We start from the raw sequence: 23,175 nt of genomic DNA, 5'->3' as shown, positions 1-23,175 counted from the left end.
AGTTTTTTTAGCTACTTTACGTTTAGGAGCTGCTTTTTTTGCAGTCTTACGTTTAGCAGCAGTTTTTTTAGCAGTTGTCTTTTTAGCAACTGTCTTTTTTTTCTTTGTAACAGCCATTGTTATCTCCTTTTTGAGATTACATATACTTACTTCATTACTTTACTAATTACTATTTTGCTATATGTGCGAGCAATTTCAAAGAATCATGTTTTCATATACTTTCCATAACTTACTTTTATGATACTTTATTTCACATTTTGAATGCAACAGTTGCAAGCTTTCAAAAAGATCTAATAACTATTTTTTTTTAAATTCTATAAAGAATTAATGATGAAAGTAATAAAATACAGATAGCTTTCAATATTCTGATATATGGACTAGGAGGAAGTTTTTAAGAAATGAAAAGTTAAAGAGAGTATTTGTATGATTTTAATTTTTTAGAGTCTGTTTGCATATAAAATTATATTAAAAATATAAGAAATATCGTGCAACTTTTGGATTTTAATTTGAAAAAAGAATGCTTAAATGAAAACATTTCTAGTTGCTCACATTGAGCAACTAGAAATACACATGTTATATTTATGCAACAATAACGTCATGTGAATGGCTTTCACGTAGCCCACCACTGGTCATTTGTACGAAATGACCCTCATCATGCATTTGATCAATAGTTGATGCACCGCAATAGCTCATGCCTGATAAAAGTCCCCCAATTAATTGTGTGAAAATATCAATTACTTCACCTTTATAAGGTACAATTGCCTCAACTCCCTCTGGGACATAAGGTTTTATTTTTTTTAAATCATTATTTTCACGTTCATTCACTTCACGACTTAAATTCGCACTAAATGATGCCATGCCGCGTATGACTTTAAATTTTTTACCATTTTTGATAAACGGTAATCCGGGAGCTTCTTTGGTCCCTGCAAGTAAACTGCCTAACATTACTGTACTTGCGCCGGCAACTAATGCTTTGGTAATATCACCACTATTTTTTATGCCACCATCAGCAATTATTGGAATATTATATTTTGCAGCTTCAGTTGCACATTGTAATACTGCTGAAAGTTGAGGATAACCACTACCGGTAGTAATACGTGTTGTGCAAATTGATCCCGGTCCAACGCCAACTTTTATAGCATCTGCACCGGCTTGGATTAATGCTTGAGTACCTTCAGCGGTTGCAACATTTCCTGCAATAACATCAATGTTAGGAAAATGTTGCTTAAGTTTTTTTACGGTATCAATAGCTAAAATTGAATGTCCGTGAGCAATGTCTATTACTAAAACATCAACGCCGGCATCGATAAGTGCTTTTGCTCGGTCCATAGCATCTTCTTTGACACCAATTGCGGCACCGACTAATAATCTCCCTTGCTTATCGAGTGATGCATTGGGATAAGTATCTTTTTTATATATATCTTTACTTGTCATCAGTCCTGCAATAGTCCAATCATCATTAATCAGAGGAAGTTTTTCAATACGATGTTCAAGTAATAATGTTTTTGCATCTTTTTTATTAATATGAGCAGGAGCAATAACTAAGTTTTCTTTTGTTGTCATACGTTCTGATATCAACATACTTTTTGATGGATTGAACCATAAATCTCTTGCAGTGAGTATTCCTACTAATCTATCGCTATCATCCACAACTAATACACTACTAATGTTATACGCTTCCATATACTCTTGTGCTAACCCAATAGTTTCATGAGCATGCATGGTTAATGGTTTTTCAATAATAGTATTGGTAAAACGTTTTACACGTTGCACTTCATGTACTTGTTGTTCAATAGTATTAAAACGATGTATGATGCCAATAGCGCCATATTGTGCCATGGCGATTGCCATAGGGCCTTCTGTTACGGTATCCATATTTGCACTAATTACGGGTGTATTGAGAGTGATATTGCGTGTTAATCGTGTTTTGGTTGATGCTGATGCACGTGTAACAGCATCTGATTTATTTGGAATAATGAGTACATCATCATAACTTAAGCCAAGTGTTTGGATTTTTGGGTGCTCATATGTATTGGTATATATCATAGGTGTCATTAATAATATCAGAAGAAATTTCTTCATAGGTATCCTTTTTATTTTAAGTGATTTAATAAGACAGCTAGCAACTTTAACATATTTACTCTTTTTTGATAGTTTTTTGTTTATTTGAATAACATTGATTATACTAAATATCTGTTAATCAATAGTTTTGCAAAAGGTATTTTATGAGCAAATTGCCCGATATTAAGACAAAATTTTCCGATTGGTATAATGAAGTAATTTTTCAAGCAGAGCTAGCTGATCATGGTCCGGTACGCGGAACGATGATTATCAGGCCCTATGGTTATGCTCTTTGGGAAGAAATACAATCAACCCTTGATAAGAAAATAAAAGATACAGGACATCAAAATGCTTCTTTTCCTTTATTAATACCTGAGTCATATTTAAAAAAAGAAGCTCAGCATGTAGAAGGTTTTGCACCTGAATTGGCAATTGTTACTCATGCAGGTGGCAAAAAACTTGATGAACCATTAGTTATACGTCCAACTTCAGAAACAGTTGTACATCATATGTTTGCAAAATGGCTTAACTCTTGGCGTGATTTGCCTATAAAAATTAATCAATGGGCAAATGTTGTCCGTTGGGAATTGCGTCCTCGTCCATTTTTACGCACGACTGAATTTTTGTGGCAAGAAGGCCACACTGCACATGCAACAAAAGATGAAGCCGAAAAAGAGGCTGCATTAATGATGCATGAATATGTTGATTTAGCGCAAAGTTATTTGGCAATTCCGGTTATTATGGGTGTTAAATCCGATTCAGAAAAGTTCCCCGGTGCAGAGAAAACCTTAACATTTGAAGCTGTTATGCCTGATGGGAAAGCTTTGCAGATGGGGACATCTCATTTGTTACACCAAGATTTCGCCAAAGCATTTGATATGACATTTCAAGACGCTGAAGGTAAAAACCGATATCCATATTTAACGAGTTGGGGGGTAACTACACGACTCGTTGGTGCATTGGTCATGATGCATGGCGATGAGAAAGGTTTAGTATTACCACCAAAAATTGCACCTATTCAAGTAGTTATTATTCCTATACTCAAAAAAGGTGCTGATGTTGATGCTGTATTGCAAAAGGCACATGAAATAGCACAGCAACTCAAAAAAATAAATATTCGTGTATCTGTTGATGAAGAAGATAAATCACCGGGCGCAAAATTTTATAAATGGGAATTGCGCGGTGTGCCATTGCGTATGGAAATTGGTCCACGAGATCTTGAAAACAGTTCAGTTATGTTGGCCGATCGTCTTGGTATTGAAAAAGCACCTGTTGCAATGGAAACTTTGCAAACAGTTATTCCAGAAAAGCTTGAAATGCTACAAAATGAACTTTTCAAACGTGCACAAGAAAAAATGCAATCATTATGGCATAAAGAGGCAAAACTTAAAGATTTTGGTCCTCATATGGCAAAAGATGGTGGTTTGTATCAAACCGGTTGGTGCCAAGATCCTGCATGTGAACAAGAGTTGAAGAAATTCAAAGCATTTACCCGTTGTTTATTACCGAAAAAAACATTTGAAACTTGTTTTTGGTGTGATAAACCAAGTGTAACTGATGTTTTGGTGGCAAAAGCATATTAAATAATAAAGGCCCAGTTTATTAAATGGGCCTTAAAAGTTACTCAGAATTATAAGCTTATAATTCTTGATTATTTAATAATTTCTTTTACTTTAAGATGGAGAGTCGTGCCAAATACAACCCAACTGGCTTTGTTTTCTGATTCTGTTTCACAAGGATTGTTGGCAAGTTGAAGGAATGCTGTAACCAGAGGATCCTTTTCAGCTTCTTTAATCAGTTGAGTTGAAATATGTAAGCTTTCTTGGACTTTTTGTTCAATTTTTTCTTGATTTTGAATTGGTTGGCCGCTCAGACATTGATAAAATTCTTCTGAACTGGAAAGACGTATTTGTGAGTTATCTGCGGGATATGTAGCTGCTGTAGATACAAGTAGTATAAGCATCTGTTTGTTCATTATTTTCCTATATAAATAAAAAAAAATCTGTATTAATCATAATAATTGTTTAAAACAATAACATATTTCAAGAAAAATCATATATATGACTCAACTTAGATAACAAATAATATGACCGGTAAGAAAGTTACTCATAAAAAAACAGAACATAAGTTGCAACAATCTATAGATGTGATATTATGTAAATCTATAATTAAACATTAATATATCATTTACATAATTAAACTCAATGAGGTGTCAGTAATGAGTAATGCTATTGTCCAAAAATTCTGTGGGTATCTATTGACCGAAAAACGTGTGTCAGTAAATACATTCGATGCATATAAACGTGATATTCAACAATTCTCAGATTGGATGTCCAAAAAGAAAATGCGCGTTGAACAAATAACATTACCAGATCTTAAGCAATACTTGCAGTGGTTAAAAAAAGAAGATTTAAAAGCACGTAGTATGTCACGTAAAATTTCTTCTTTAAAATCATTTTATAATTATCTTAATAAACATCTTGGTTTTGAAAATATTGCACGTGAATTAGCTTTTCCAAAACTAGAAAAGCGTCTTCCTTCATATTTGACTGAAGAAGAAGTCCAGCAGTTACTTGAAGCTGCAGATAAAGAGATTAATTCAAATGGTTATCGTAATAAAATCATGCTTTATTTGTTATATGTTTCAGGTATGCGTATCAGTGAATTAATCAATTTAAAACGTACTGACGTTCATTTTGATACCGGCTTTGTTGCTGTTGCAGGCAAAGGTGGCAGAGGACGCATGGTGCCGGTACCTGCACATATCATGAGTATGCTCAAAAAGTACCTTGAAACTGCACATAAAGAATTCATTGCAGTTGATGAAGCTCGTAGAAAAACTGATTATTTGTTCCCTGTTTGTTATGGCGGTAAAGTACGTCCAATAACACGACAAGCATTTTGGACTATTTTGAAAAATCTTTCAAAAAAATCAGGCATAAAACGTTCAATTTCACCGCATAAATTGCGTCATTCATTAGCAACTCATATGCTCAAAAATGGTGCTGATTTACGTTCATTACAGTTATTACTTGGTCATGAAAATCTTTCAACAGTCCAAGTGTATACACATTTAGAAACTGGGTACTTGCGTAAAATATACGATAAAAAGCATCCACGCTCATAACGTATTGAACTAAGAATAAGTACATTAAAAAAAAGGTTCTAGATTTTTTATCTAGAGCCTTTTTTTAATGAGTTGTAAAAATAATAATAGTTTTTTGTAATTACCTATTTTTATATACGTATGGAAATCGGTCTTTTGACCAATTATCAATATTTTTTGTATTATACGTTGCATTGGCAAGTAAGAAACGCCCCTCATGAGCCAAAATCGCATCGTGTGGCAAGTTATATTTCTTAAAGAAGGCATTAACCGCTTTTACAAAAGGTTCTGTCTGATACAGACGGCTATGCGATTTAGTATGATCATCAATAACCAATAGATATACAGCGTGGCCTGAGTCGCGTAATGTTGTTACCATCTGCTTTATTAATTCATCAGAAACTAATGCATCATGATATAAATGACCGATGAAAATCGGAGTTTGTGTAGGAATCTGTTTTAAATCATTTAAAGAGAGGTCATCAGATTCATGATAGCTTGGATGCCAATAGGTGATAATTTTATAAGCGATATCTTTTGAAAATGGAATACGTTTTGCATAGGTTTTACCAATTTCTTGTGTAAATTGTACTAAATCTAAAAATGGTGCATCTAATACAACTGCACGCACATGTTCAGGTTGAGAACGAGATAAAAAATTTAATAATGCTTTTGAACCTCTACAATTACCAAAAAATACAATATTTTCGGTTCTTTGAACTAATGCATTGTACATGGTATCCAAACAGTTTTGATCATTCTTTAAGCCAAAATCAAAGTAACTGCGTGTATCGGGATAATCAAACATGACACATTGGCCATTAATAATGCTGTTCTTTAGCCATTGTGAACCAACCACAACGCCGCCACCACGTTTAGGAATTGCGCATAATCCACGTTTTTTCTTTTCCTTTCCATTTCTACGAGGTTTTTCAGGGCGTTCTGCACCAGCATAACCACGAGAATAAACAAAAACGGTATCTTCTTTGTTTGTTACATCAAGTCCAAAATGTACTCGCCATGTTTTACTTACGGTATCATTGGTTTGCAAAGTTAAATATAAAGGATTATTGGCATCATTTCCGGTATCAATTTGTTGAGCAAGTTCAGCAACCGAAAGGCCATTTTGGTCATATTCGGTTGGGATTAATGTAATAGTGTTTAGATTTTCAATGGTGGGATTAAAGGCCCTATGGACAAGAGGTTCATTTGCATCGATACCAAATCGTGATGAAATCCAATTTTTAAATGTACGACCAAAGACATTTTCAGTTTGTGTGTATGGATAACTTGATAACAATAAAAATAGAAATGATGCAACACGTTTGTTATTAATCATATATAATTCCGTTTAAAAGATAATTTGTATGATGTTATTAAGTATCGCATATATAAGGTAATATGCAAAACCTTCATATTTTTGTTAACCGTATTATACTTAGATTATTCATATAAAAAAGTAATATATTTCGTATAGTTTAAAAGGTTTTATTATGACAATGCAAAAAAACAGTTTTGTCGTAGACCAAAAGCCATTTATGGGTATTTTGTCTTCGATGCAGCCAATTTGCACAAAGCGTACAACGCTTGATGCTACCAGTTATATTTATTTTCAAGTTGGTCATAAAGAATTAGTTCTTAAAAGTACTGATCTGGAAATCAGTTTACAAGCAAGTTATATTTTTAAAGATGGCGACATTGCTGAACCACGTTCATTCTTGGTTCCCGGTAAACGCATTTTTGATTTGGTCAAAGAGCTTGACGGTGAAATAAAAGTTACTGTTGATGCAACACAATTGAAATTGAATGCGGGCACAGCACGTCTGGCATTACATATTAAAGATGCACAAGAATTTCCACCGTTTCCGGAGCGCATCGAAAATTTAATGGAACTGGATGCGCCATTTTTGCTTGATATGATAAGTAAAGTTGCTTTTTTAGTACCACAAAATAATGCGAACCCTTCACTTAACGGTCTGTTTTTAGAAATTTCTGATAGCAACATGAAAATGACCAGTACTGATGGCCATTGTTTGGCACAAGTAAGTACTGATAAATATAGACTGGACGAACCAAAAAAATGGTTATTACCACGTCGCGCTATTTTTGAAGTAAAAAAGATATTGGAAGCTTCATCAGATAAAGCGGTGTTTCTTGGTGTTTGTAATAATCAATTAGTATTCTCAGGCGAGTCATTTAACTTCTTTACTAAATTATTGGTGGACAGTTTTCCTGAATATCAAGCCATTTTGAATAAAGATGGATTTGTAGCAGCAAGAGTTGACCGCACTCATTTAATTAAAACATTACGACGTTCATCATGTTTACTTTCCGGGCAATTTATTGCAACACAGTTTGCTTTTAAACCTGAATCGTTAAATATTTCTATGCAAAATAAAGAAGTCGGTGCTTTAGATGAGCATGTTGCGCTAGAAAATTTTAGCGGACAGGCGTTGGATGTTCGTTTTTATGCGCCATATCTGCTTAGTGGGTTACAAACTTTTGGTGATGACAAGCTTGATTTTCATCTGAAAAATTCATCTAAACCGATTATTTTTGAATTAAATGAAAAAGAGAGTAATTTGTTGTATTTAGTTATGCCGGTCTCTCCAACACAAGCGCAACAATAACCCGTGTTTATAAAACAGGTACAACTCAATAATTTTCGTTGTTTTACCAATAAGAAATTAGATTTTTCAAGCAATATTGTATTGATTGAAGGTCCTAATGGTATTGGTAAAACATCACTGCTTGAAGCTTTACATTATGCATGTTATTTGCGTTCATTTCGCACTCATACACCGCGTGACTTGATGCAATTTGAACAAGAAAATTTTTTTATTAAAGTTGTGTTTGAGCACATGGAGCTTGAGCGAAACACTACAAGCAATTTACAAGTTGGTTTTTCAGGAAAAAAGCGGCTGGTAAAATTAAACAACAAAGCAGTACATTCATATAAAGAATTAATGGATTATTATCGTATTATCACATTGACTGAAGATGATTTGGGTCTGATTAAATTAGGTCCTGATGTGCGCAGACAATTTATTGATCAAGCGATTCTGCTTTATAATCCAAGCTATATACAACAACTAAAGGAACATAAAACGATTATTGATAATCGCAATAAACTGCTTCAAGCTATGCATGTTAATAAAGATATGTATACTGTCTGGACTGAACAGTTATGGCATAAAACGAACATAATACAAAACGAGCGTATTGCATTTTTACATCAACTTCAACAGGAGGTTGAACTGATGCTTAAAGCTTATTTTCCTTATGACATTCACATCAATTTTACTTATAAGCCAAAAAAAACTGGTGGGATATTAACACTTGATGATTTCTTTAAGGTTAATAGCAATCTTTTTGAAATGGAAAAACGTTTTGGCCGTTCACTGTTTGGGGCACATTTAGATGATTTTGTCATTACATTTCAAGGAAATGCATCACGGATGTTTGCGTCTCGTGGGCAACAGAAATTAATCATGCTTTTGGTTAAAATTGCTCAAATTAAGGCGTTATCAAGGCAAAAAGGCCCGGCAATTTTCTTGTTGGATGATTTTATGACCGATCTTGATTATGATCGTGCTCAAATTGTAATCAAAACCTTAACTGACCTGAAAGGCCAACTTATATTCACTGCCCCTATAAAATCATCAATTCTCGCAGATATGCTCCTTAAGAAGGGCGCTCAGCGGATAGACTTTTCTATTTGAAAAGATGTATATAACATTAAGCTTTTTCTTTTTTTTCAAATTTGACAAACATGCAAGAATAATATAGATTAATTGGTAATCAGATCAATATTTGCTTGAAACTAAATTGATTTTAAAAATATTAAAGTTGACATTTCAGCAATTTAGTTTACTATTATTGATATAGAGCATATTTTTTTTATGCAAAAGTCCACTATTAGTGTAGTGGCATTTAAACTAGGCTTCATTACTACTCTCCTTTTTTCCATCGCATTGATACTTGTATCAATGCGATGGTTTATTTTTAGGGTGTTTTTCAGTGAGCCATTCATGTTATACTCCTCATAATTAGACTATTCATATCTTGTTATACTCAAAGAGAACCTATAAATGTCCTGCATAGTTGTTTATTCAGGCATAGCTGTTTGATGAATCAAATAAAGACTAGTTCTTCGTATAAAGCTTCGTAGGTCTGTCCTCTGACTTGTGCGCAGAAGCTTCAGTGAAGGAGTAAGTTTCAACGTAAGATGGAAGCTAAGGCGGGCAGGCTGCGAATGCGGGGATCCACTTATTGAAATTCTCCTTATTGTACTAACGGTAGAGACTTTATATTATATTTTGGTGCAACAGAAGACTTGTCACATTCTACACTTGAGCATAAGAAATGCATTTTCCAAAAAATATAAGGAATCCTTCGATACAATTTTACTTTGTAAAATAACTCAGGATGAAAAAGATAAGAGAAAGATGAGGATAAGAGTGTGTATTATAAAGGTCAATACTGTGAACAGTTTTTAAAAATTTTTTTTTGTATAGTAATAATCATTATAAATGAAATAATCGTCTATTTTGTCATTCCTGCTATTTAAGAATTGTTTGAATTTGACCAAACATTGATTTAATTACATCCTAATTATGGAAATATACATTTATCCGGTAGCGTTATACATTAGAAATGCATATGTATTATTTTATCTTGTTTTCATCCTGAGTGATTTTACGAAGTAAAATTCTATCGAAGGACACTGTATCTATAAAGTTTCAACTGTAATAAGTAGATTAAATTTTCGATTTATTTGTTTAAGTCATTTTATTTTTATTTAGAATCATTTTATAAATCATTTAGTAAAATTGTATTCAAAGATATCCTTTCCAGTTTTTTACATATCTTTTGTGTTATAAGACACTGCTGTATTTATAGTTATACATTAAATAAAAACCCCGCGTGAGCGGGGAGATACAATCTTTTTTAAAATTAAAATGAAAAGCTCTCTATGGTTTTACTTCATTCAAACCACCGGTCTTTATATCTAATATAAAGCCGCGTATTTTAATATCATTAGGGATCCATGGATGGTTTTTTATTTTTTGCATTTGTTGTTTAATATTTTCTTTTAGATCTGAGAATCCATAGAATTGCTGTGGTACTACAGTATCAGTTTTAAACTTATTCATAAGATCAGCTCTAAATGTGTTATCATTCAATCCTGTTAAACCACAATTAGTTTCTTTAACGATCATTATTTGATTAGTGCCAAGAGCATGCATAGATAATAAAATAGATCTAATTACATCTTCAGTTACAATACCACCAGCGTTTCTGAGGATATGAGCTTCGCCTGAACTGATACCAAATAAAGCATATGGATTTATACGGGTATCCATACAGGTTATCAAAATAAGCTTATCTTTAGGCTTATTATTTGACGCCATAAGAATACGTTTTCTTTTTACAATGTCAGCATTATATGAAATAGCTTCATTCATTGCAATGAGATTCATACTGAAAACGATCAAAGATAGGCATGAAATAATTTTTTTTTGATACATAGGTTTATAACTCCATTTTTTTTATTAAGTGACCTCTCCAATAAATATACCATTTTCACGGTTTCAAATAATATATCTTTATTAAATTTAACTATTTTTAGGTTTTTTCTTGCAATATTTTGGACCATATATTATCTTGTTACTAAGTTTTACTTTTCTTTGATTCTTTTCAAATTTAATCCGCTTTGTTTCTCCTAGTCGAACCTACTCTCATTATTACATAATATACATTATGCGACACGACCCATTTTAGTAAAATAAAAAACAGAATCATTTTTGGTGTCCTATCAGATAAAACACGCTCAAATTTCAATCATATGGAATGTTTTAATGACACTTAATATATTTGGACGTTAAATAAAAAAACTTAAATAAATTTGCGTTTTAATACATTATTAAGAAGACGAATTTTAAAAGCTTTTTTTTTAAACTAAAAATGGGCTTGCGATCATTAAAGACCGCAAACCCAATAATGTACAAATAATGTTGTTATTAAAAATCAACAAATGGATATTTCGCTTTGATCTCTTGCTTGGCTTCATCACTTAATGGGTTGTCAAAAAGAACTAACCCACGTAATGCAGGTAACTCTTCAGGCAGCCCCTGTAAACTTTCTAATTGGTTATTATGAAGATCTAACCCACGTAATACAGGCAGCTCTTCAGGCAAACCTTCTAAGCTTACTAATTCGTTAACAGCAAGATTTAATACCTGTACCGTTTCTATACCAGGAATATTTGCCATACCTCCAATATTTTGAAGCTTTTTACCTGCCAGATTCAGTGTCAATCGACCATCTACCGGCTTAACTTCAAATTGTTCACCTTTAACAAGTAATTTATCAATATCACCAGTACTAGGTACACTTTTGGCTAATCTTGGGTCAGATCTAATAGTCCTGGGATCTGCGCCATATATATTTAATGTAAACACAGCACACAATAACAGCAATTTTTTCATTTTTCAGACCTTTCATCTTAAACAATCCGCAACCTTTAGGTATATTCAAATTGTAATACATTTAATGCATGGATATCAAGAAAACAGATTTTAAAAGTTTTTTTTAAACTAAAAATGGGTTTGCGATCATTAAAGACCGCAAACCCAATAATAAAATATCACTACCTAGCAGTATTGATTATTTAAAATTATCTTCTATTTTTTTACTTTCCTGGCACTTTTAGTTAAACCTTTATCCGGAACAAAACTATCTATATATTTTACCAAATCTTGCCCTACCATATTCCCAATGAATTGCTTTGTTGTTAATCCGGATTTATTTGTTAATGTCTTATCGGCACCGTAATTCAATAATAAACCGGCAACTTCTTTATCCTTGTTTTTCATTAATGGAGTTATTCCTTTACGATCTTGTACATTTACATTTGCACCATGCTGTAACAACATTTTAATGATTTCAACATTTTCATTGCAAACAGCATAATGCAATATTGGATATTCTTTTATACTTGCTTTTGCAAATTGAGCATTTTCCATTAACAATGTTCTTACTTTTTCTACATCGTTTTCTTTTACGGCTTTAAATATTTCTTCATTATCTATTGCATCTTGAGGAATGTCTTTTTTTTCAACTTGAGGATTTTCCATTTGCTCTATAGAAAGTCCTTCAAATTTATTTTGTAAATCAGACAGATCGTCTGCCGTATAATTATACAAACATATAAGCGTTAAAAACATATAATATTTTTTCATATTTGATATCCATCAAATTATTACACAAATTATCTTGCCGAAGGATCTAAGTAATCAAATTGCCATATTTTCGCCATCCATTGCCAAAAACCAACAGTATTTGATTTTACTTGTAAAGAGTCATTTCCATAAGTACTCACGGTAAAGCCATCCTTAATTAAACCTCCGGAATTACCGATTCTATTTGCTATAGCACGTAAAAATTGAAGTGGTACCGTATGTGGTCGACTGAAAACGCGTTGTAATGAATCTTCATAATTCAGCACAGCCCATTGTTCTTTTGGTACACCTTTAATATAATTTTCAAATGATGCTACACCTTTTTGAGCAGATTGCATAGCTCCTGATTGTGCCGTAGTTTCATCAATAATATACAACTTAGAAAGCGCACTCGGTATTTTCAATTCAGCCTTTCCTTTTGGCGGTACAACAGCAATTAATATGGGAGGACCTTCAAAAGGAATTCCCCATACAACAATAGTCTTTTGATCACTCCCTATACGCTTACTTTTCCATATCGCATTTTCAACAGTATAAATCATCGGATTTTTTTTAAGATCCAAAAGAAATGTTTGAACTAACTTTGAATCATATTTGAATCCAATGTTTTTATAGCGATCAACACGCCGAGTGTGTTTGCTAGCATCTTTTTTGGTAACCAATGGTAAATTTTTAAATTTAGACGCATAGTTATTCATATTTGCATGCATATCACAAGCTACGCATACCAAAATCACCCAAAATACTGTTCTTTTCATTTTTTACACCTTTTATCTTAAGCGATTTATAAATCCTATGATATATATTCAAATTGTAATATATTCGGTGCATGGATATCAAGAAAACAGATTTTTAAAAGCTTTTAAAATTAAAAATGGACTTGCGATCATTAAAGACCGCAAACCCAATAATGTACAAATAATGTTGTTATTAAAAATCAACAAATGGATATTTCGCTTTGATCTCTTGCTTGGCTTCATCACTTAATGGGTTAACAGAAAGATATAACTCCCGTAATGCAGGTAGCTCTTTAGGCATCCCCTGTAAATTTTCTAACTTGTTACTAATAAGATATAACTCTTGTAATGCAGGCAGTTCTTTAGGCAAACTTTGCAAACTTACTAATTTGTTATTCTTATTCTTTTATATTCTTATTCTTTTATTTTGCATTGACCACCGCCTAAAACCTGATTCGTCTGTTGTTACCACTAAAGAGTATCCTCCAGCAGTCTTAATGGAACTCACGGAAAAGCCATCCTTAATCACACCTCCTGCCTCAACAATTTTATTTGCAATGTCTTTCAAAAATTGCAATGACAATGCACGCGGTCTTTCAAAAATGTATTCTAAACTGCCACCATAATAAAATAGTTTCACCCATTTCTCTTTGGGAACTGTTTTTAAAAACTGCTCAAATACACGTGTGCCTTTTTTTGCAGCATCAGCACCACCTTGCATCATTATAGATTCATCAATCACATACATTTTTAATAATGTACCTGGAATTATTATCTCAGCTTTTACTTTTGGAGGAACGACTGCCAAAACATAAGGAGGACTATTTATTGGAATACCCCAAACTGCTATTCTTCTCAATGCATTATTTTGAATAGAGTATTTCATTTTTGTGTTTTTAAGCTCATCTACAAACTTTGAAGCCAATTTATAATCAGTAACATCTTTCCTTTCATTTTTTGTTTTACTTTCTAGTATTTTAGCCCATGATTTCATATCTGAATAAACTACCTGATGCACCCCTACGAGTAACAGCATGGTTATCATAAAATATGAATTTTTAATAGAATACATAATCTTCCTTTGCTATGTGTAACTAACTTATTATTTACAAATATACAATATTTCATTATTATAAAACAACAAAAAATATAAATATAGGTGAAATTTTCATTAGAATAGTTTTTTACTACCTATTTTAATCTGTTTATTCCTGGACGCCCTTCATTTCTTGCTTCTTTTTAAAGCCATATGCTATAATTATATTTGTAATAAAAAGCTTGTGTTGAGACCAGCTAAACCTTAAAAATGAGAACAAAATGAAAAAGTTACTAATAATATGTACTGTATTTATATTAAATGTGTACGGCGGAGATCCAAGTCCTCTTAGATCAGGGCCTAGATTGGCAAAAAGTGCGCCTATGATTATTAGTATTAATATATTGCTTAGTCAAGGCGAAAACCTAGGATTAATAAATGAAAGTGGAACTTTGACATTAGATCTATCTAATAAAGGCCTCAACAATTTAGATGGGATAACTCTTATACCTAACATAAAAGAAGTAGAAAGGTTAAGACTTACAGATAACCAATTAAGCTCTTTAGAAGATTTACGACCACAACTGTTAAAGGCAATACCTAATTTGAAAGAAATATTTCTTTACAGAAATAAGTTTTCTAAGGATGAAAAATATAAAGCTTTAAATTGGTTTAACAATGAACCTTATGTTGATTTACATTTTTAAATTTAAAAACATTAAAAGGAGAAAAAATGGAAGAACATGCAAAAAAAACTTACTTTGAAGGATTGCTCCATGAAGTCAGTAACTAATAGCGTATTAGTATGTATTTTTGTAGCCCCCCAAATATCAAATGCAGCTGCAAGTCCGTCAAGCTTATCTCCGAGTATATCAGAAAATAGCAAACCACAATCTTCTCAAGTTTCAGTTTCAAAACTTGCAAGTTTAGCAGCACAAGCATTTTTACCTCAAGTTGAAGCTTATTTAAGTGTTTACTATCAAGCACTTAAAAGCGGTCAATCTGCGTTTAAGGCTCTAGAAAATATCAATAACAAAGTGCCTTATCTAGCACAAGGCCTTATAGCTCAAGCATTATATAAAAAATACGAATCAGACATTCTTAAGCTTGTTTTTAATAGACCAATTTATAAAATTGAACAACCTGAAACAACAGATTTTGATTATGATACTACCGGAAAATATTTTTTAACGGTTTCAAATAATGTAAATACTCTACGTGTATGGAACACACAAGATTTTTGGTCATCTGGCAAATATATGCGCATATACAGCAAAACTTTCGACGAAATACTCAATCCTGTAACCTTTGGACCAGATGAAAAAGCGTATGCCTGGGTTGGCAATCACCTAATGAGTATAGACATAAAAACAAAGACGGTTAGTACATTTGGTCAGTTGGCCGATGGTATCAAGTATGACGAAGTTGAATTTATATTTCTTAATGGCCTCAAACTATATGCAGGCACAATTGATCATAATGACATTCATCATTCAGTCAAAATTGTTAATATTGGAACCGGCGAAACAGTGAAAGAAATCGACTATCCAGATGAGGCTATGCAACCTTCTATGCTCTATTATAGTATAAATGCACAAAAGTTCTTTATTGTTCAGAGTGATAACTCGATAAGAATTATTGACCCAAAAACCCTGGAAGAAAAAATCGTTCCACCTATAGGAGAAGAATATATATATATATCGGTAATCGAAGCAAGTGAAACTAAGCTGTATATTGGTGATAGTATTGGAAATGTAATTATTTGGGATATAGAAAAAAACAAGCTCATTAAAAAACAACTTGATGGAGAAGGTAACCCCGCTACTTATATAGCTATTCCTAAAAATACGGATTCTAAACTTAGTTTGTGCGTAGAGGAAGCTCCTAATATAATACTTTATGACTTTGTTAGTGACAAAGAGTTTGTACTAGAAGGTCATCAAGGTGCAGTTAATGCGTGTGAATTCACTAACGATGGGAACTACCTTGCATCCATTTCCAGTGATGGCACAATCAAGCTTTGGAGCACAAGTCAAGAATCACTCATCAATATTGAACCAAGCGAGCACGGTATTTTGAAAATGAAGCCTATAACAACAATAACTGGGCACTCTCCTGAATTTGGTAAATTAAAATTTCAACCACAGGATCCATCAACTAGTTTTCATATTTTCACTTGCGGCGCAGCTGAAACAATCCCAACTATTCGAATATGGTTCCTGCCTACATCAACAACATTTAGCTTTAACGAGGTTATTTACTTATTGGCCCTAGCTAAATTACTTGATAAAGATTTCTTAAAGACATTCGATAATAAAAAAGAATACAATAATTATATTGAAGGATTAAGAGATCCTCGTTTACTTAAAGACTTTTCGCTACCGGAAAGAACTAATATTCTCGAGTTTCTTAAAACCCAACAAGCTCGCAAGGTTGCACCTGCAATAACTCTGAGATCAGCAGAAGCACCATAAAAAAGAATTTTTATAAATATTCCATTATCAAAAGGAGATAGTATGGAAGAACATGCAAAAAAACTAACTTTGAATGTTGCAGCAGTTGAACATGCCCGCAAATTAATTCAAGAAGGCAAAGTAAATCGTACTGATGATTGGGCATCGAATAATCCTGATGCTCATGCACAAAATGCATATTTAGATAATCATTCATTTGCAGATTATGGCAAATGGTTTTTGGCGACAAATAATGATAGCCAAGAAGATGTTAAAGAACATTATGAGTTTCCCTATGGAAATTTTAATGAAGTTTTTCGTAGTGGTTTGATTGCTGCAAAACAACGTGCAGGACAATTTAAACATACTGAAATTGAGCAAGCCGCATCTATGCTTCTCGCTATGCTTGAAAAATAAGAAAATATAAAGAAAAGTGCTTTGTTTTATTGGAAGCACTTTTCTTTTGTTAAGCCTATTGCATAAAATCTAAGTGAAGCACCGGAATATTATCAAAGGCATGTATTTCATGCAATGCAATATGAAACTGTTCAAACCAAGATTCGTATTGCAACATATCTGAAGACTCAATTACTAAAAAATTAGCATTAAATTGAGTACACATAAATTCATAAAGTTGGGCATTGTCATCTAAGCAGTTTAATGTATTAAATTGTTCATACAAATTAATCGTTCCCGGTGGAACCTTTCTGTCACTACTCAACCAATAAACACGTTGATAACAGTTTAATAATGATAAAAATATATCAACAATTTCACGACCAACTTTTTTATTTTTTACCGTTACAGTATGTAACCCCGGACTCAATAACATTTCATTAAAAGCTATAATTTCATGTTCTAAAAATGCTGCGTGATTCACACGTGCAATATGGGCTATGTCAATATGCTTTGATGGCGTCATGCGTAGGTTTTGATGATACATATAACCCTCCTTAACAGTCCTACTAGAACTGATAAAAAACATCCCTTTTTCCCTTGTTGCAACTGTAACGTAAAATGGCTTTGATAAGCAATAATTTGAACAAAATTATCAAAAAGACAATGATTTTTTTTTCCACAAACCACATAATGTAACTGCCAATGCATCGGTTACATCTTGTTTTTGTTGTGTTTGCAGCTTAGGAAACAGTTGCATTATGACCCGTTCAACTTGATCTTTTGATGCACCACCATATCCTGTTACTGATTGTTTGACTTCACGCGGAGAAAACTCATGCAAATGTGCCTCATGTTGATGAGCCAATAAATATAAGATACCACGCAGATATCCAAGCTTTAAAAAATTTTGAGCATTTTTACCCAAAAATGAAGTTTCCAATGCTATGTCAGTAACTTTGTGTGTTGTGATTTTTTCAGTAAAAAAATCATAAAAAATATGTACTCGTTCAGACAGATGTTTACGTGATGACATTTGTAGATAACCATAATCAATAAGATAACAAGTCGGTCCTTCTTTTTTTAAAATACCATATCCTGTTACTGAAAAACCTGGATCGATTCCTAAAATGATCATATCACACTCTCTTTAAAAAAAAATTGAGTGTTGCACGCAACACTCAATTAATATATCTATACTAAGGTAATAGAGAGATCAATTCTCTTGCTTGCAATAACTCTTTGACTGTATCCGAAATAGGATAATGATGATTTTTTGCTAACATGAGTTCATCTTTAAGTAGTTTTTCATACGGTAATACTACTAATAAGTTGTCAGTAATATTACTCACTTTATCTGCAGCACGCACTACAAAATAAGTATCATCAACCGGTTCTTTTATTGCTTGTCTGAAATCATCTAATGTTTTTACCGGTTGTTCATTGACTTCAACAAGTGTACTTCCCGGATTGATACCGCTACGAGAACGATATAAACGTGAATTTGAAAAAACATGCGTTACAACTAAAACCGGCTCATTTTTGTTTTTCATTTCCCCATAACGAGCCAAACATGGTGCATAATTAACCAATGCATGTACATGATTTAATGTTAATTCCATAACAACCATGCCACCAAAAATTTCATAATCAAGAGGTTCATGTCCCGGATATATTCTATCAATTGGTAAACGACTTGATTGGCTAAATGAAGTTGTCAGCTCTAAACGCTCACCTTTACGATAAACTATTATAGGAACTTCTTGTCCAAGCTCAATACGTGAAACATAATCTATAATAGAAACTTTATCTTCTGACCATGGCACACTCATTTCTCCATAAATATCCAATCGATGCCCATTAATTTCATAAATCATATCACCGCGTTGTACGCCGGCATTATAAAGAGGACTATCTTTTATAACTTCTGCCACAAAACAACCGCCCGGTTGAGGATTACGCAAGTAATCAGTTGTGTCATCAGTTACATTGATAGACAGAACTCCCAAAAATGGTTTGTGTAATAATTTTTTCTTGTATAACTCTGATAAAATAACTTTTACATTATTAATAGGAATAATATAACCAACATTTTGTGCTTCAGTGTAACCTGCAGAATTTATACCGACAACTTCTCCATGCATATTGAGCATTGGGCCTCCGGAACTTCCCGGATTAATAGCAGCATCCATTTGTATCCACTGCTGCTCACGACCACTGATAACACCGGTAGTGCTTTTTAGCGATTCTTGTCCTAAAGGATAGCCTAATGCCAAAACTTCATCCGTACGATATGCGGTATCTGAATCACCTAATTGCAAATACGGAATTTCTCCTAACTGTTCTTTTACCATCTCAAATTCATCTTGAGCAATGCGCAATAGAGCAATATCATTTTCAGGACATACACCAATAAGTTCAACATTAATAAAACGTTTTCCTAATGATGGAATTTGTAACCAAATAGTAAGGGCTTGATCAACTACATGTGCATTGGTAAGTAGTTCACCTTTATCATTAATAAAAAAACCACTGCCACGTGCAGGTTGTTGAGCAGGAGAAAACCATGGACAACAAATGTTTATTTCTGCTCGTTGTGCAAATATTTGCACAACACAATCTTTTACTTGATTTTGTATATGCCGCCAAGGTTGACGTAATTGACAGACCAGTTCTTGATGATTAAGAATATCTTGTGTTTGAATGTAATGATTAAAAAATATTAAACATACTATTATAGATACAAATGGCTTCACTTTTTTTTATCCTTTTTTTGTTCTTTTTTAAAATTAACACAGTCAAAGGATACCGTGCATCTTATTATTATTCAAGGGAAAGTAATAAGGATTCCTGCCTTCGCAGCCTGCCCGCCTTAGCTTCCATCTTACGTTAAAACTTACTCCTTCGCTGAAGCTTCTGCGCACAAGTCAGAGGACAGACCTACGAAGCTTTATGCGAAGTACGGTTAGCGACGGCTGGGAATGACAGGAGGGAGAAACATGAAAGCCTAAAACAAAAAAGCATGTTTTTAAATGAGTGGTGATAATAGCTTAAACATGAAGTCAAAACTCCCCATTTTGTCATCAAGTATGTTGTTGACTTGATGACAAAATGGGCAAAATCACTTTATTTTTCGTACTTGGATTATGACATTCTATTTAAGAATTGTTTGAATATACTTAGTGTCCAAAATGGTCAAAATTGATTATCACTGAATATTAATCTTGTTCCATATCTTGAAATTTAGTCAACTCTCGAGCAAAGTGAAGATAAACAGTGCCGGTTGGTCCATTACGTTGCTTACCAATAATAACCTCTGATAATGCAGGATTTTCAGTTTCAGGATTATATACGACATCGCGATACAAGAACATAATTAAATCAGCATCTTGCTCAATCGCACCGGATTCACGAAGGTCAGATAGCATTGGACGTTTATCCATACGACTGTCAACTGCACGTGACAACTGCGCACCGGCCAAAATAGGAATGTTCAACTCTTTTGCTAAAGCTTTGATGGAACGTGAAATTTCCGAAACCTCTTGATGACGATTTTCATAACGAGAAGAACCATGCAACAACTGAAGGTAATCAATAATAAGAAATTGAATATCGTGCTCTGCTTTTAACTTACGTGCTTTTGCTCGCAGATCCATTATGTTCAACATTGCAGTATCATCAATAAACAGTTTAAAATCTGCAAGACGTGCTGCAACGTTCGTCAATTCAACCCATTCATCAGATGTTATCGTTGCATTACGAATATTATGATGAGCAACACCGGATTCACCTGACAGCAAACGCAACGTAAGCTGTTCGGCTGACATCTCTAATGAAAAAACACCAATTGCGACCTTTTGTTCACATGCATAAGTTGCCATACTCAACGCTAATGCGGTTTTACCCATAGAAGGACGACCGGCTAATACAATAAAATCACCTTTCTGAAATCCACTGGTTAAATCATCAAGTTTTTTATAACCGGTCGGAACACCGGTGATGCCTTTTGAATGACTCTTTATATCAGATAGATGAGCAAATGTTTTTTTGAGCCATATGTTCAGCTGTACAAAACTTTCAGATGAACGTTTATTAGAAATCTGAAAAATTGTTTTTTCGGCTTCATCCAATACGGTATCAATTTCTTTTTGATCTTGCGTATAACAGTTAGTTATAATACCGGTTGCCGATCCGATAAGTTCACGTAAAATAGATTTTTCTTTGATAATTTGTGCATGTTGATTAATTAAACCGGCCGATGGTATCTCTTCCTGTAGAGAAATCAGATAAACTACGCCACCGACTGTTTCTAATTGTTCTTTTTTAGTTAACTCGTCTTGCAAGGTAACTAAATCAACACGCTTGAACTGTTGAGATAATGCAACAATATGCTCAAATATAATTTTATGAGACGGACTATAAAAATCTTCCGGCTTTAAAATTTCAAGAATTTGTGCAACCCACTCATCATTTATGAGTAACGCACCTAAAACTGCTCGTTCTGCATCAATATTTGCAGGTAACGACTTGCCGAGTAATTGCTCTGATGAAGGTCTGTTTTTTTGTGCTCGTTGAGCATATTGTTTTTTATACATTGATTAATTATTATGCTTTTTCAGCTACAACAACCAACGAAAATGAAGGTTGTAATTTTGAAGATAATTTTACTTTAACATCATAAGTACCGGTTGTTTTAATTGATTTGCCAAAATCAATTTGGCTTTTTGAAACCGATATACCTTTTTCAGCTAATGATTCAACAACTTCGTTTGGGCTGACAGCACCAAAAAGTTTGCCTTCATCATGTGCTTTGTGTTTAATTTTTATGCGTAAAGATTTAATTTTTTCAGCAAGCATAGAAGTTTTGCTTGCAATAGCTTCTTTACGATGCTCAACATTTTTGACACGATTTAGAAATTGATGTTCATTTTTTGGCGTAACTTCAATACCTAATTTGCGAGGTACTAAATAATTGCTTCCAAAACCATCTTTTACTCTAACTATTTCGCCTTCAAGGCCAATTTTTTCAATATCTTTTAATAAAAATATGCGCATGGTGTTTCTCCTGCATATAAACCAAATCTAATTTTTTTATCGTATTTAATAGTATAAAGCAAAAAACGCTTTCTTCAAAATCAAGACAACAGTTTTTTTATTTTAATACTGCGAACAGTTTTTAATTTTTTTTGTATAGTAATGATCATTATAGATGAAATAATTCTCTATTTTGTCATCCCTGAAGGGGATCCAGCGGTAACCGGCTGAGTGTTAATAAAGTCTTGATCAATGATATGCATTATCTAAAAAATATTATAAAATAAGTAAAATTTAAAAACATTAAAAACCAATCATTCCCTAAATGAACAAACTTTTTTGGCTAAGTATTTCTCTAGATCACACCGGTTACCGCTGGATCCCCTTCAGGGATGACAAAATGGGCAAATTGTTTTATTTTTTTTGTGCTTGGATTTTTACGAATTGTTTAAATATACTTGATGACAAAATGGGCAAATTACTTTGTTTTTTTGCACCTAAATTATCACATTAAATTGTTTAAACATACTTGATGACAAAATAGGCAAAAAAATGCTTTGTTTTTCGTCCTTGGATATTACATCCTATGTGAAAAGCAACGTTAGATATTAAAAATGTTCACAGCATTGTAAAGTAAAAATAAGTTGAATTAAAGAAGCAAGTGATAAGTTCCTATAGGGTTAGTTAAGCAAAGTTGAAAACGCAAGTTATGGCTGCGCATAGTATATCAAAATTGTATTTTTTGTGTAATATCATTTAATGAAAAATATGCCCATTTTGTCATTCCTGAAGGGAATCTAGCGGTGACCGGCTTAATGTTAATAAAGTCTTGGTCAATGATGTGCATTGTCTAAAGAGTATTATAAAGTAAAATTTAAAAACATTAAAAACCAATCATTCCCTAAATGAACAAACTTTTTTGGCTAAGTATTTCTCTAGATCACACCGGTTACCGCTGGATCCCCTTCAGGGATGACAAAATGGATGAATCGATTTATTTTTTTTGTGCTTGGATTTTTATCACATACTATTTGGAAACTGTGTGGTAATTATTTCCCAGATTCAACTCTGAAGTGCATAATTTAAGATAATAAAAAAGGCCAAGTGA

At 33.1% G+C, this 23,175-nt stretch carries 20 protein-coding genes and 1 pseudogene; 7 read left to right on the top strand and 14 right to left on the bottom strand.

The genetic code is table 11. The annotated features are described in order from the left end of the window. Window positions 1-579: 579 nt before the first annotated feature. Window positions 580-2,082 carry an IMP dehydrogenase gene (gene guaB / locus WD055_04035; GenBank protein MEX0849374.1) on the bottom strand — a complete coding sequence of 501 codons (1,503 nt, stop codon included), beginning with the start codon at window positions 2,080-2,082 and terminating at the stop codon, window positions 580-582. A 143-nt stretch (window positions 2,083-2,225) separates the two neighbouring features. Here guaB and proS point away from each other — a divergent pair, with 143 nt between their 5' ends. Then, complete coding sequence (gene proS, locus WD055_04030) at window positions 2,226-3,644, top strand: proline--tRNA ligase (protein ID MEX0849373.1); 1,419 nt, start codon at window positions 2,226-2,228, stop codon at window positions 3,642-3,644. Window positions 3,645-3,712: 68 nt separating this feature from the next. Here proS and WD055_04025 read toward each other — a convergent pair whose 3' ends face one another. Then, on the bottom strand, window positions 3,713-4,036 hold the full coding sequence (locus tag WD055_04025) for a hypothetical protein (GenBank protein ID MEX0849372.1): 324 nt from the start codon (window positions 4,034-4,036) through the stop codon (window positions 3,713-3,715). Window positions 4,037-4,279: 243 nt separating this feature from the next. Between WD055_04025 and xerA the strand changes: the two genes are divergently transcribed. Beyond that, complete coding sequence (xerA, locus tag WD055_04020; GenBank protein ID MEX0849371.1) at window positions 4,280-5,188, top strand: site-specific tyrosine recombinase/integron integrase; 909 nt, start codon at window positions 4,280-4,282, stop codon at window positions 5,186-5,188. A gap of 100 nt (window positions 5,189-5,288) precedes the next feature. On the opposite strand, the gene WD055_04015 is transcribed toward xerA, so the two are convergent. Further along, window positions 5,289-6,506 carry a hypothetical protein gene (locus WD055_04015; GenBank protein MEX0849370.1) on the bottom strand — a complete coding sequence of 406 codons (1,218 nt, stop codon included), beginning with the start codon at window positions 6,504-6,506 and terminating at the stop codon, window positions 5,289-5,291. A gap of 154 nt (window positions 6,507-6,660) precedes the next feature. Here WD055_04015 and dnaN point away from each other — a divergent pair, with 154 nt between their 5' ends. Then, on the top strand, window positions 6,661-7,797 hold the full coding sequence (gene dnaN / locus WD055_04010; GenBank protein ID MEX0849369.1) for a DNA polymerase III subunit beta: 1,137 nt from the start codon (window positions 6,661-6,663) through the stop codon (window positions 7,795-7,797). A gap of 3 nt (window positions 7,798-7,800) precedes the next feature. After that, window positions 7,801-8,889 (top strand): DNA replication and repair protein RecF, encoded by a 1,089-nt coding sequence (gene recF / locus WD055_04005; protein ID MEX0849368.1) that lies wholly within the window; start codon window positions 7,801-7,803, stop codon window positions 8,887-8,889. Between the two features lie 1,251 nt (window positions 8,890-10,140). Here recF and WD055_04000 read toward each other — a convergent pair. From WD055_04000 to WD055_03975, 6 genes and pseudogenes are all read right to left on the bottom strand, one after another. Continuing rightward, window positions 10,141-10,698, bottom strand: coding sequence for a carbonic anhydrase (locus tag WD055_04000; protein ID MEX0849367.1), 558 nt, complete (start codon window positions 10,696-10,698; stop codon window positions 10,141-10,143). 492 nt (window positions 10,699-11,190) lie between these two features. Further along, a complete protein-coding gene (locus tag WD055_03995; GenBank protein ID MEX0849366.1) occupies window positions 11,191-11,658 on the bottom strand; it encodes a leucine-rich repeat domain-containing protein in 468 nt (155 codons plus the stop codon). Window positions 11,659-11,853: 195 nt separating this feature from the next. Further along, window positions 11,854-12,411, bottom strand: coding sequence for an ankyrin repeat domain-containing protein (locus tag WD055_03990; protein MEX0849365.1), 558 nt, complete (start codon window positions 12,409-12,411; stop codon window positions 11,854-11,856). A gap of 29 nt (window positions 12,412-12,440) precedes the next feature. Next, complete coding sequence (locus WD055_03985) at window positions 12,441-13,169, bottom strand: hypothetical protein (protein ID MEX0849364.1); 729 nt, start codon at window positions 13,167-13,169, stop codon at window positions 12,441-12,443. A gap of 172 nt (window positions 13,170-13,341) precedes the next feature. Beyond that, window positions 13,342-13,533, bottom strand: a pseudogene (locus WD055_03980) (leucine-rich repeat domain-containing protein). Window positions 13,534-13,554: 21 nt separating this feature from the next. Continuing rightward, entirely contained in the window at window positions 13,555-14,220 is a 666-nt protein-coding gene (locus WD055_03975) for a hypothetical protein (GenBank protein MEX0849363.1), read from the bottom strand. A 245-nt stretch (window positions 14,221-14,465) separates the two neighbouring features. Here WD055_03975 and WD055_03970 point away from each other — a divergent pair, with 245 nt between their 5' ends. The 3 genes from WD055_03970 to WD055_03960 all read left to right on the top strand — a co-directional run bounded on the left by WD055_03970 (window position 14,466) and on the right by WD055_03960 (window position 17,054). Further along, window positions 14,466-14,891 carry a hypothetical protein gene (locus WD055_03970; GenBank protein MEX0849362.1) on the top strand — a complete coding sequence of 142 codons (426 nt, stop codon included), beginning with the start codon at window positions 14,466-14,468 and terminating at the stop codon, window positions 14,889-14,891. A gap of 69 nt (window positions 14,892-14,960) precedes the next feature. Further along, window positions 14,961-16,658 (top strand): hypothetical protein, encoded by a 1,698-nt coding sequence (locus WD055_03965; GenBank protein MEX0849361.1) that lies wholly within the window; start codon window positions 14,961-14,963, stop codon window positions 16,656-16,658. Between the two features lie 42 nt (window positions 16,659-16,700). Then, complete coding sequence (locus WD055_03960) at window positions 16,701-17,054, top strand: hypothetical protein (protein MEX0849360.1); 354 nt, start codon at window positions 16,701-16,703, stop codon at window positions 17,052-17,054. Window positions 17,055-17,109: 55 nt separating this feature from the next. Here WD055_03960 and WD055_03955 read toward each other — a convergent pair whose 3' ends face one another. The 5 genes from WD055_03955 to rplI all read right to left on the bottom strand — a co-directional run bounded on the left by WD055_03955 (window position 17,110) and on the right by rplI (window position 22,088). Further along, window positions 17,110-17,580 (bottom strand): hypothetical protein, encoded by a 471-nt coding sequence (locus WD055_03955; GenBank protein ID MEX0849359.1) that lies wholly within the window; start codon window positions 17,578-17,580, stop codon window positions 17,110-17,112. A gap of 108 nt (window positions 17,581-17,688) precedes the next feature. After that, window positions 17,689-18,171 carry a crossover junction endodeoxyribonuclease RuvC gene (ruvC, locus tag WD055_03950; protein ID MEX0849358.1) on the bottom strand — a complete coding sequence of 161 codons (483 nt, stop codon included), beginning with the start codon at window positions 18,169-18,171 and terminating at the stop codon, window positions 17,689-17,691. A 61-nt stretch (window positions 18,172-18,232) separates the two neighbouring features. Then, entirely contained in the window at window positions 18,233-19,789 is a 1,557-nt protein-coding gene (locus WD055_03945; protein ID MEX0849357.1) for a trypsin-like peptidase domain-containing protein, read from the bottom strand. 462 nt (window positions 19,790-20,251) lie between these two features. Further along, a complete protein-coding gene (dnaB, locus tag WD055_03940; GenBank protein ID MEX0849356.1) occupies window positions 20,252-21,628 on the bottom strand; it encodes a replicative DNA helicase in 1,377 nt (458 codons plus the stop codon). Between the two features lie 10 nt (window positions 21,629-21,638). After that, window positions 21,639-22,088: a 50S ribosomal protein L9 gene (gene rplI / locus WD055_03935; protein MEX0849355.1), complete on the bottom strand. Its 450-nt coding sequence runs from the start codon at window positions 22,086-22,088 to the stop codon at window positions 21,639-21,641. Window positions 22,089-23,175: the final 1,087 nt, after the last annotated feature.

The sequence above is a fragment of the Candidatus Dependentiae bacterium genome (assembly GCA_040878395.1).
Classification (GTDB): domain Bacteria; phylum Babelota; class Babeliae; order Babelales; family Vermiphilaceae; genus JAKBEL01.
The sequence above is the reverse complement of the archived record's forward strand: the minus strand, read 5'-3'. Positions and strand labels throughout refer to the sequence as shown.

Bases quoted from the DNA above. Each gene is read 5' to 3' on its own strand.
- guaB (MEX0849374.1), bottom strand. From the start codon at position 2,082: ATGAAGAAATTTCTTCTGATATTATTAATGACACCTATGATATATACC.
- proS (MEX0849373.1), top strand. From the start codon at position 2,226: ATGAGCAAATTGCCCGATATTAAGACAAAATTTTCCGATTGGTATAAT.
- WD055_04025 (MEX0849372.1), bottom strand. From the start codon at position 4,036: ATGAACAAACAGATGCTTATACTACTTGTATCTACAGCAGCTACATAT.
- xerA (MEX0849371.1), top strand. From the start codon at position 4,280: ATGAGTAATGCTATTGTCCAAAAATTCTGTGGGTATCTATTGACCGAA.
- WD055_04015 (MEX0849370.1), bottom strand. From the start codon at position 6,506: ATGATTAATAACAAACGTGTTGCATCATTTCTATTTTTATTGTTATCA.
- dnaN (MEX0849369.1), top strand. From the start codon at position 6,661: ATGACAATGCAAAAAAACAGTTTTGTCGTAGACCAAAAGCCATTTATG.
- WD055_04000 (MEX0849367.1), bottom strand. From the start codon at position 10,698: ATGTATCAAAAAAAAATTATTTCATGCCTATCTTTGATCGTTTTCAGT.
- WD055_03995 (MEX0849366.1), bottom strand. From the start codon at position 11,658: ATGAAAAAATTGCTGTTATTGTGTGCTGTGTTTACATTAAATATATAT.
- WD055_03990 (MEX0849365.1), bottom strand. From the start codon at position 12,411: ATGAAAAAATATTATATGTTTTTAACGCTTATATGTTTGTATAATTAT.
- WD055_03985 (MEX0849364.1), bottom strand. From the start codon at position 13,169: ATGAAAAGAACAGTATTTTGGGTGATTTTGGTATGCGTAGCTTGTGAT.
- WD055_03975 (MEX0849363.1), bottom strand. From the start codon at position 14,220: ATGTATTCTATTAAAAATTCATATTTTATGATAACCATGCTGTTACTC.
- WD055_03970 (MEX0849362.1), top strand. From the start codon at position 14,466: ATGAAAAAGTTACTAATAATATGTACTGTATTTATATTAAATGTGTAC.
- WD055_03965 (MEX0849361.1), top strand. From the start codon at position 14,961: ATGAAGTCAGTAACTAATAGCGTATTAGTATGTATTTTTGTAGCCCCC.
- WD055_03960 (MEX0849360.1), top strand. From the start codon at position 16,701: ATGGAAGAACATGCAAAAAAACTAACTTTGAATGTTGCAGCAGTTGAA.
- WD055_03955 (MEX0849359.1), bottom strand. From the start codon at position 17,580: ATGTATCATCAAAACCTACGCATGACGCCATCAAAGCATATTGACATA.
- ruvC (MEX0849358.1), bottom strand. From the start codon at position 18,171: ATGATCATTTTAGGAATCGATCCAGGTTTTTCAGTAACAGGATATGGT.
- dnaB (MEX0849356.1), bottom strand. From the start codon at position 21,628: ATGTATAAAAAACAATATGCTCAACGAGCACAAAAAAACAGACCTTCA.
- rplI (MEX0849355.1), bottom strand. From the start codon at position 22,088: ATGCGCATATTTTTATTAAAAGATATTGAAAAAATTGGCCTTGAAGGC.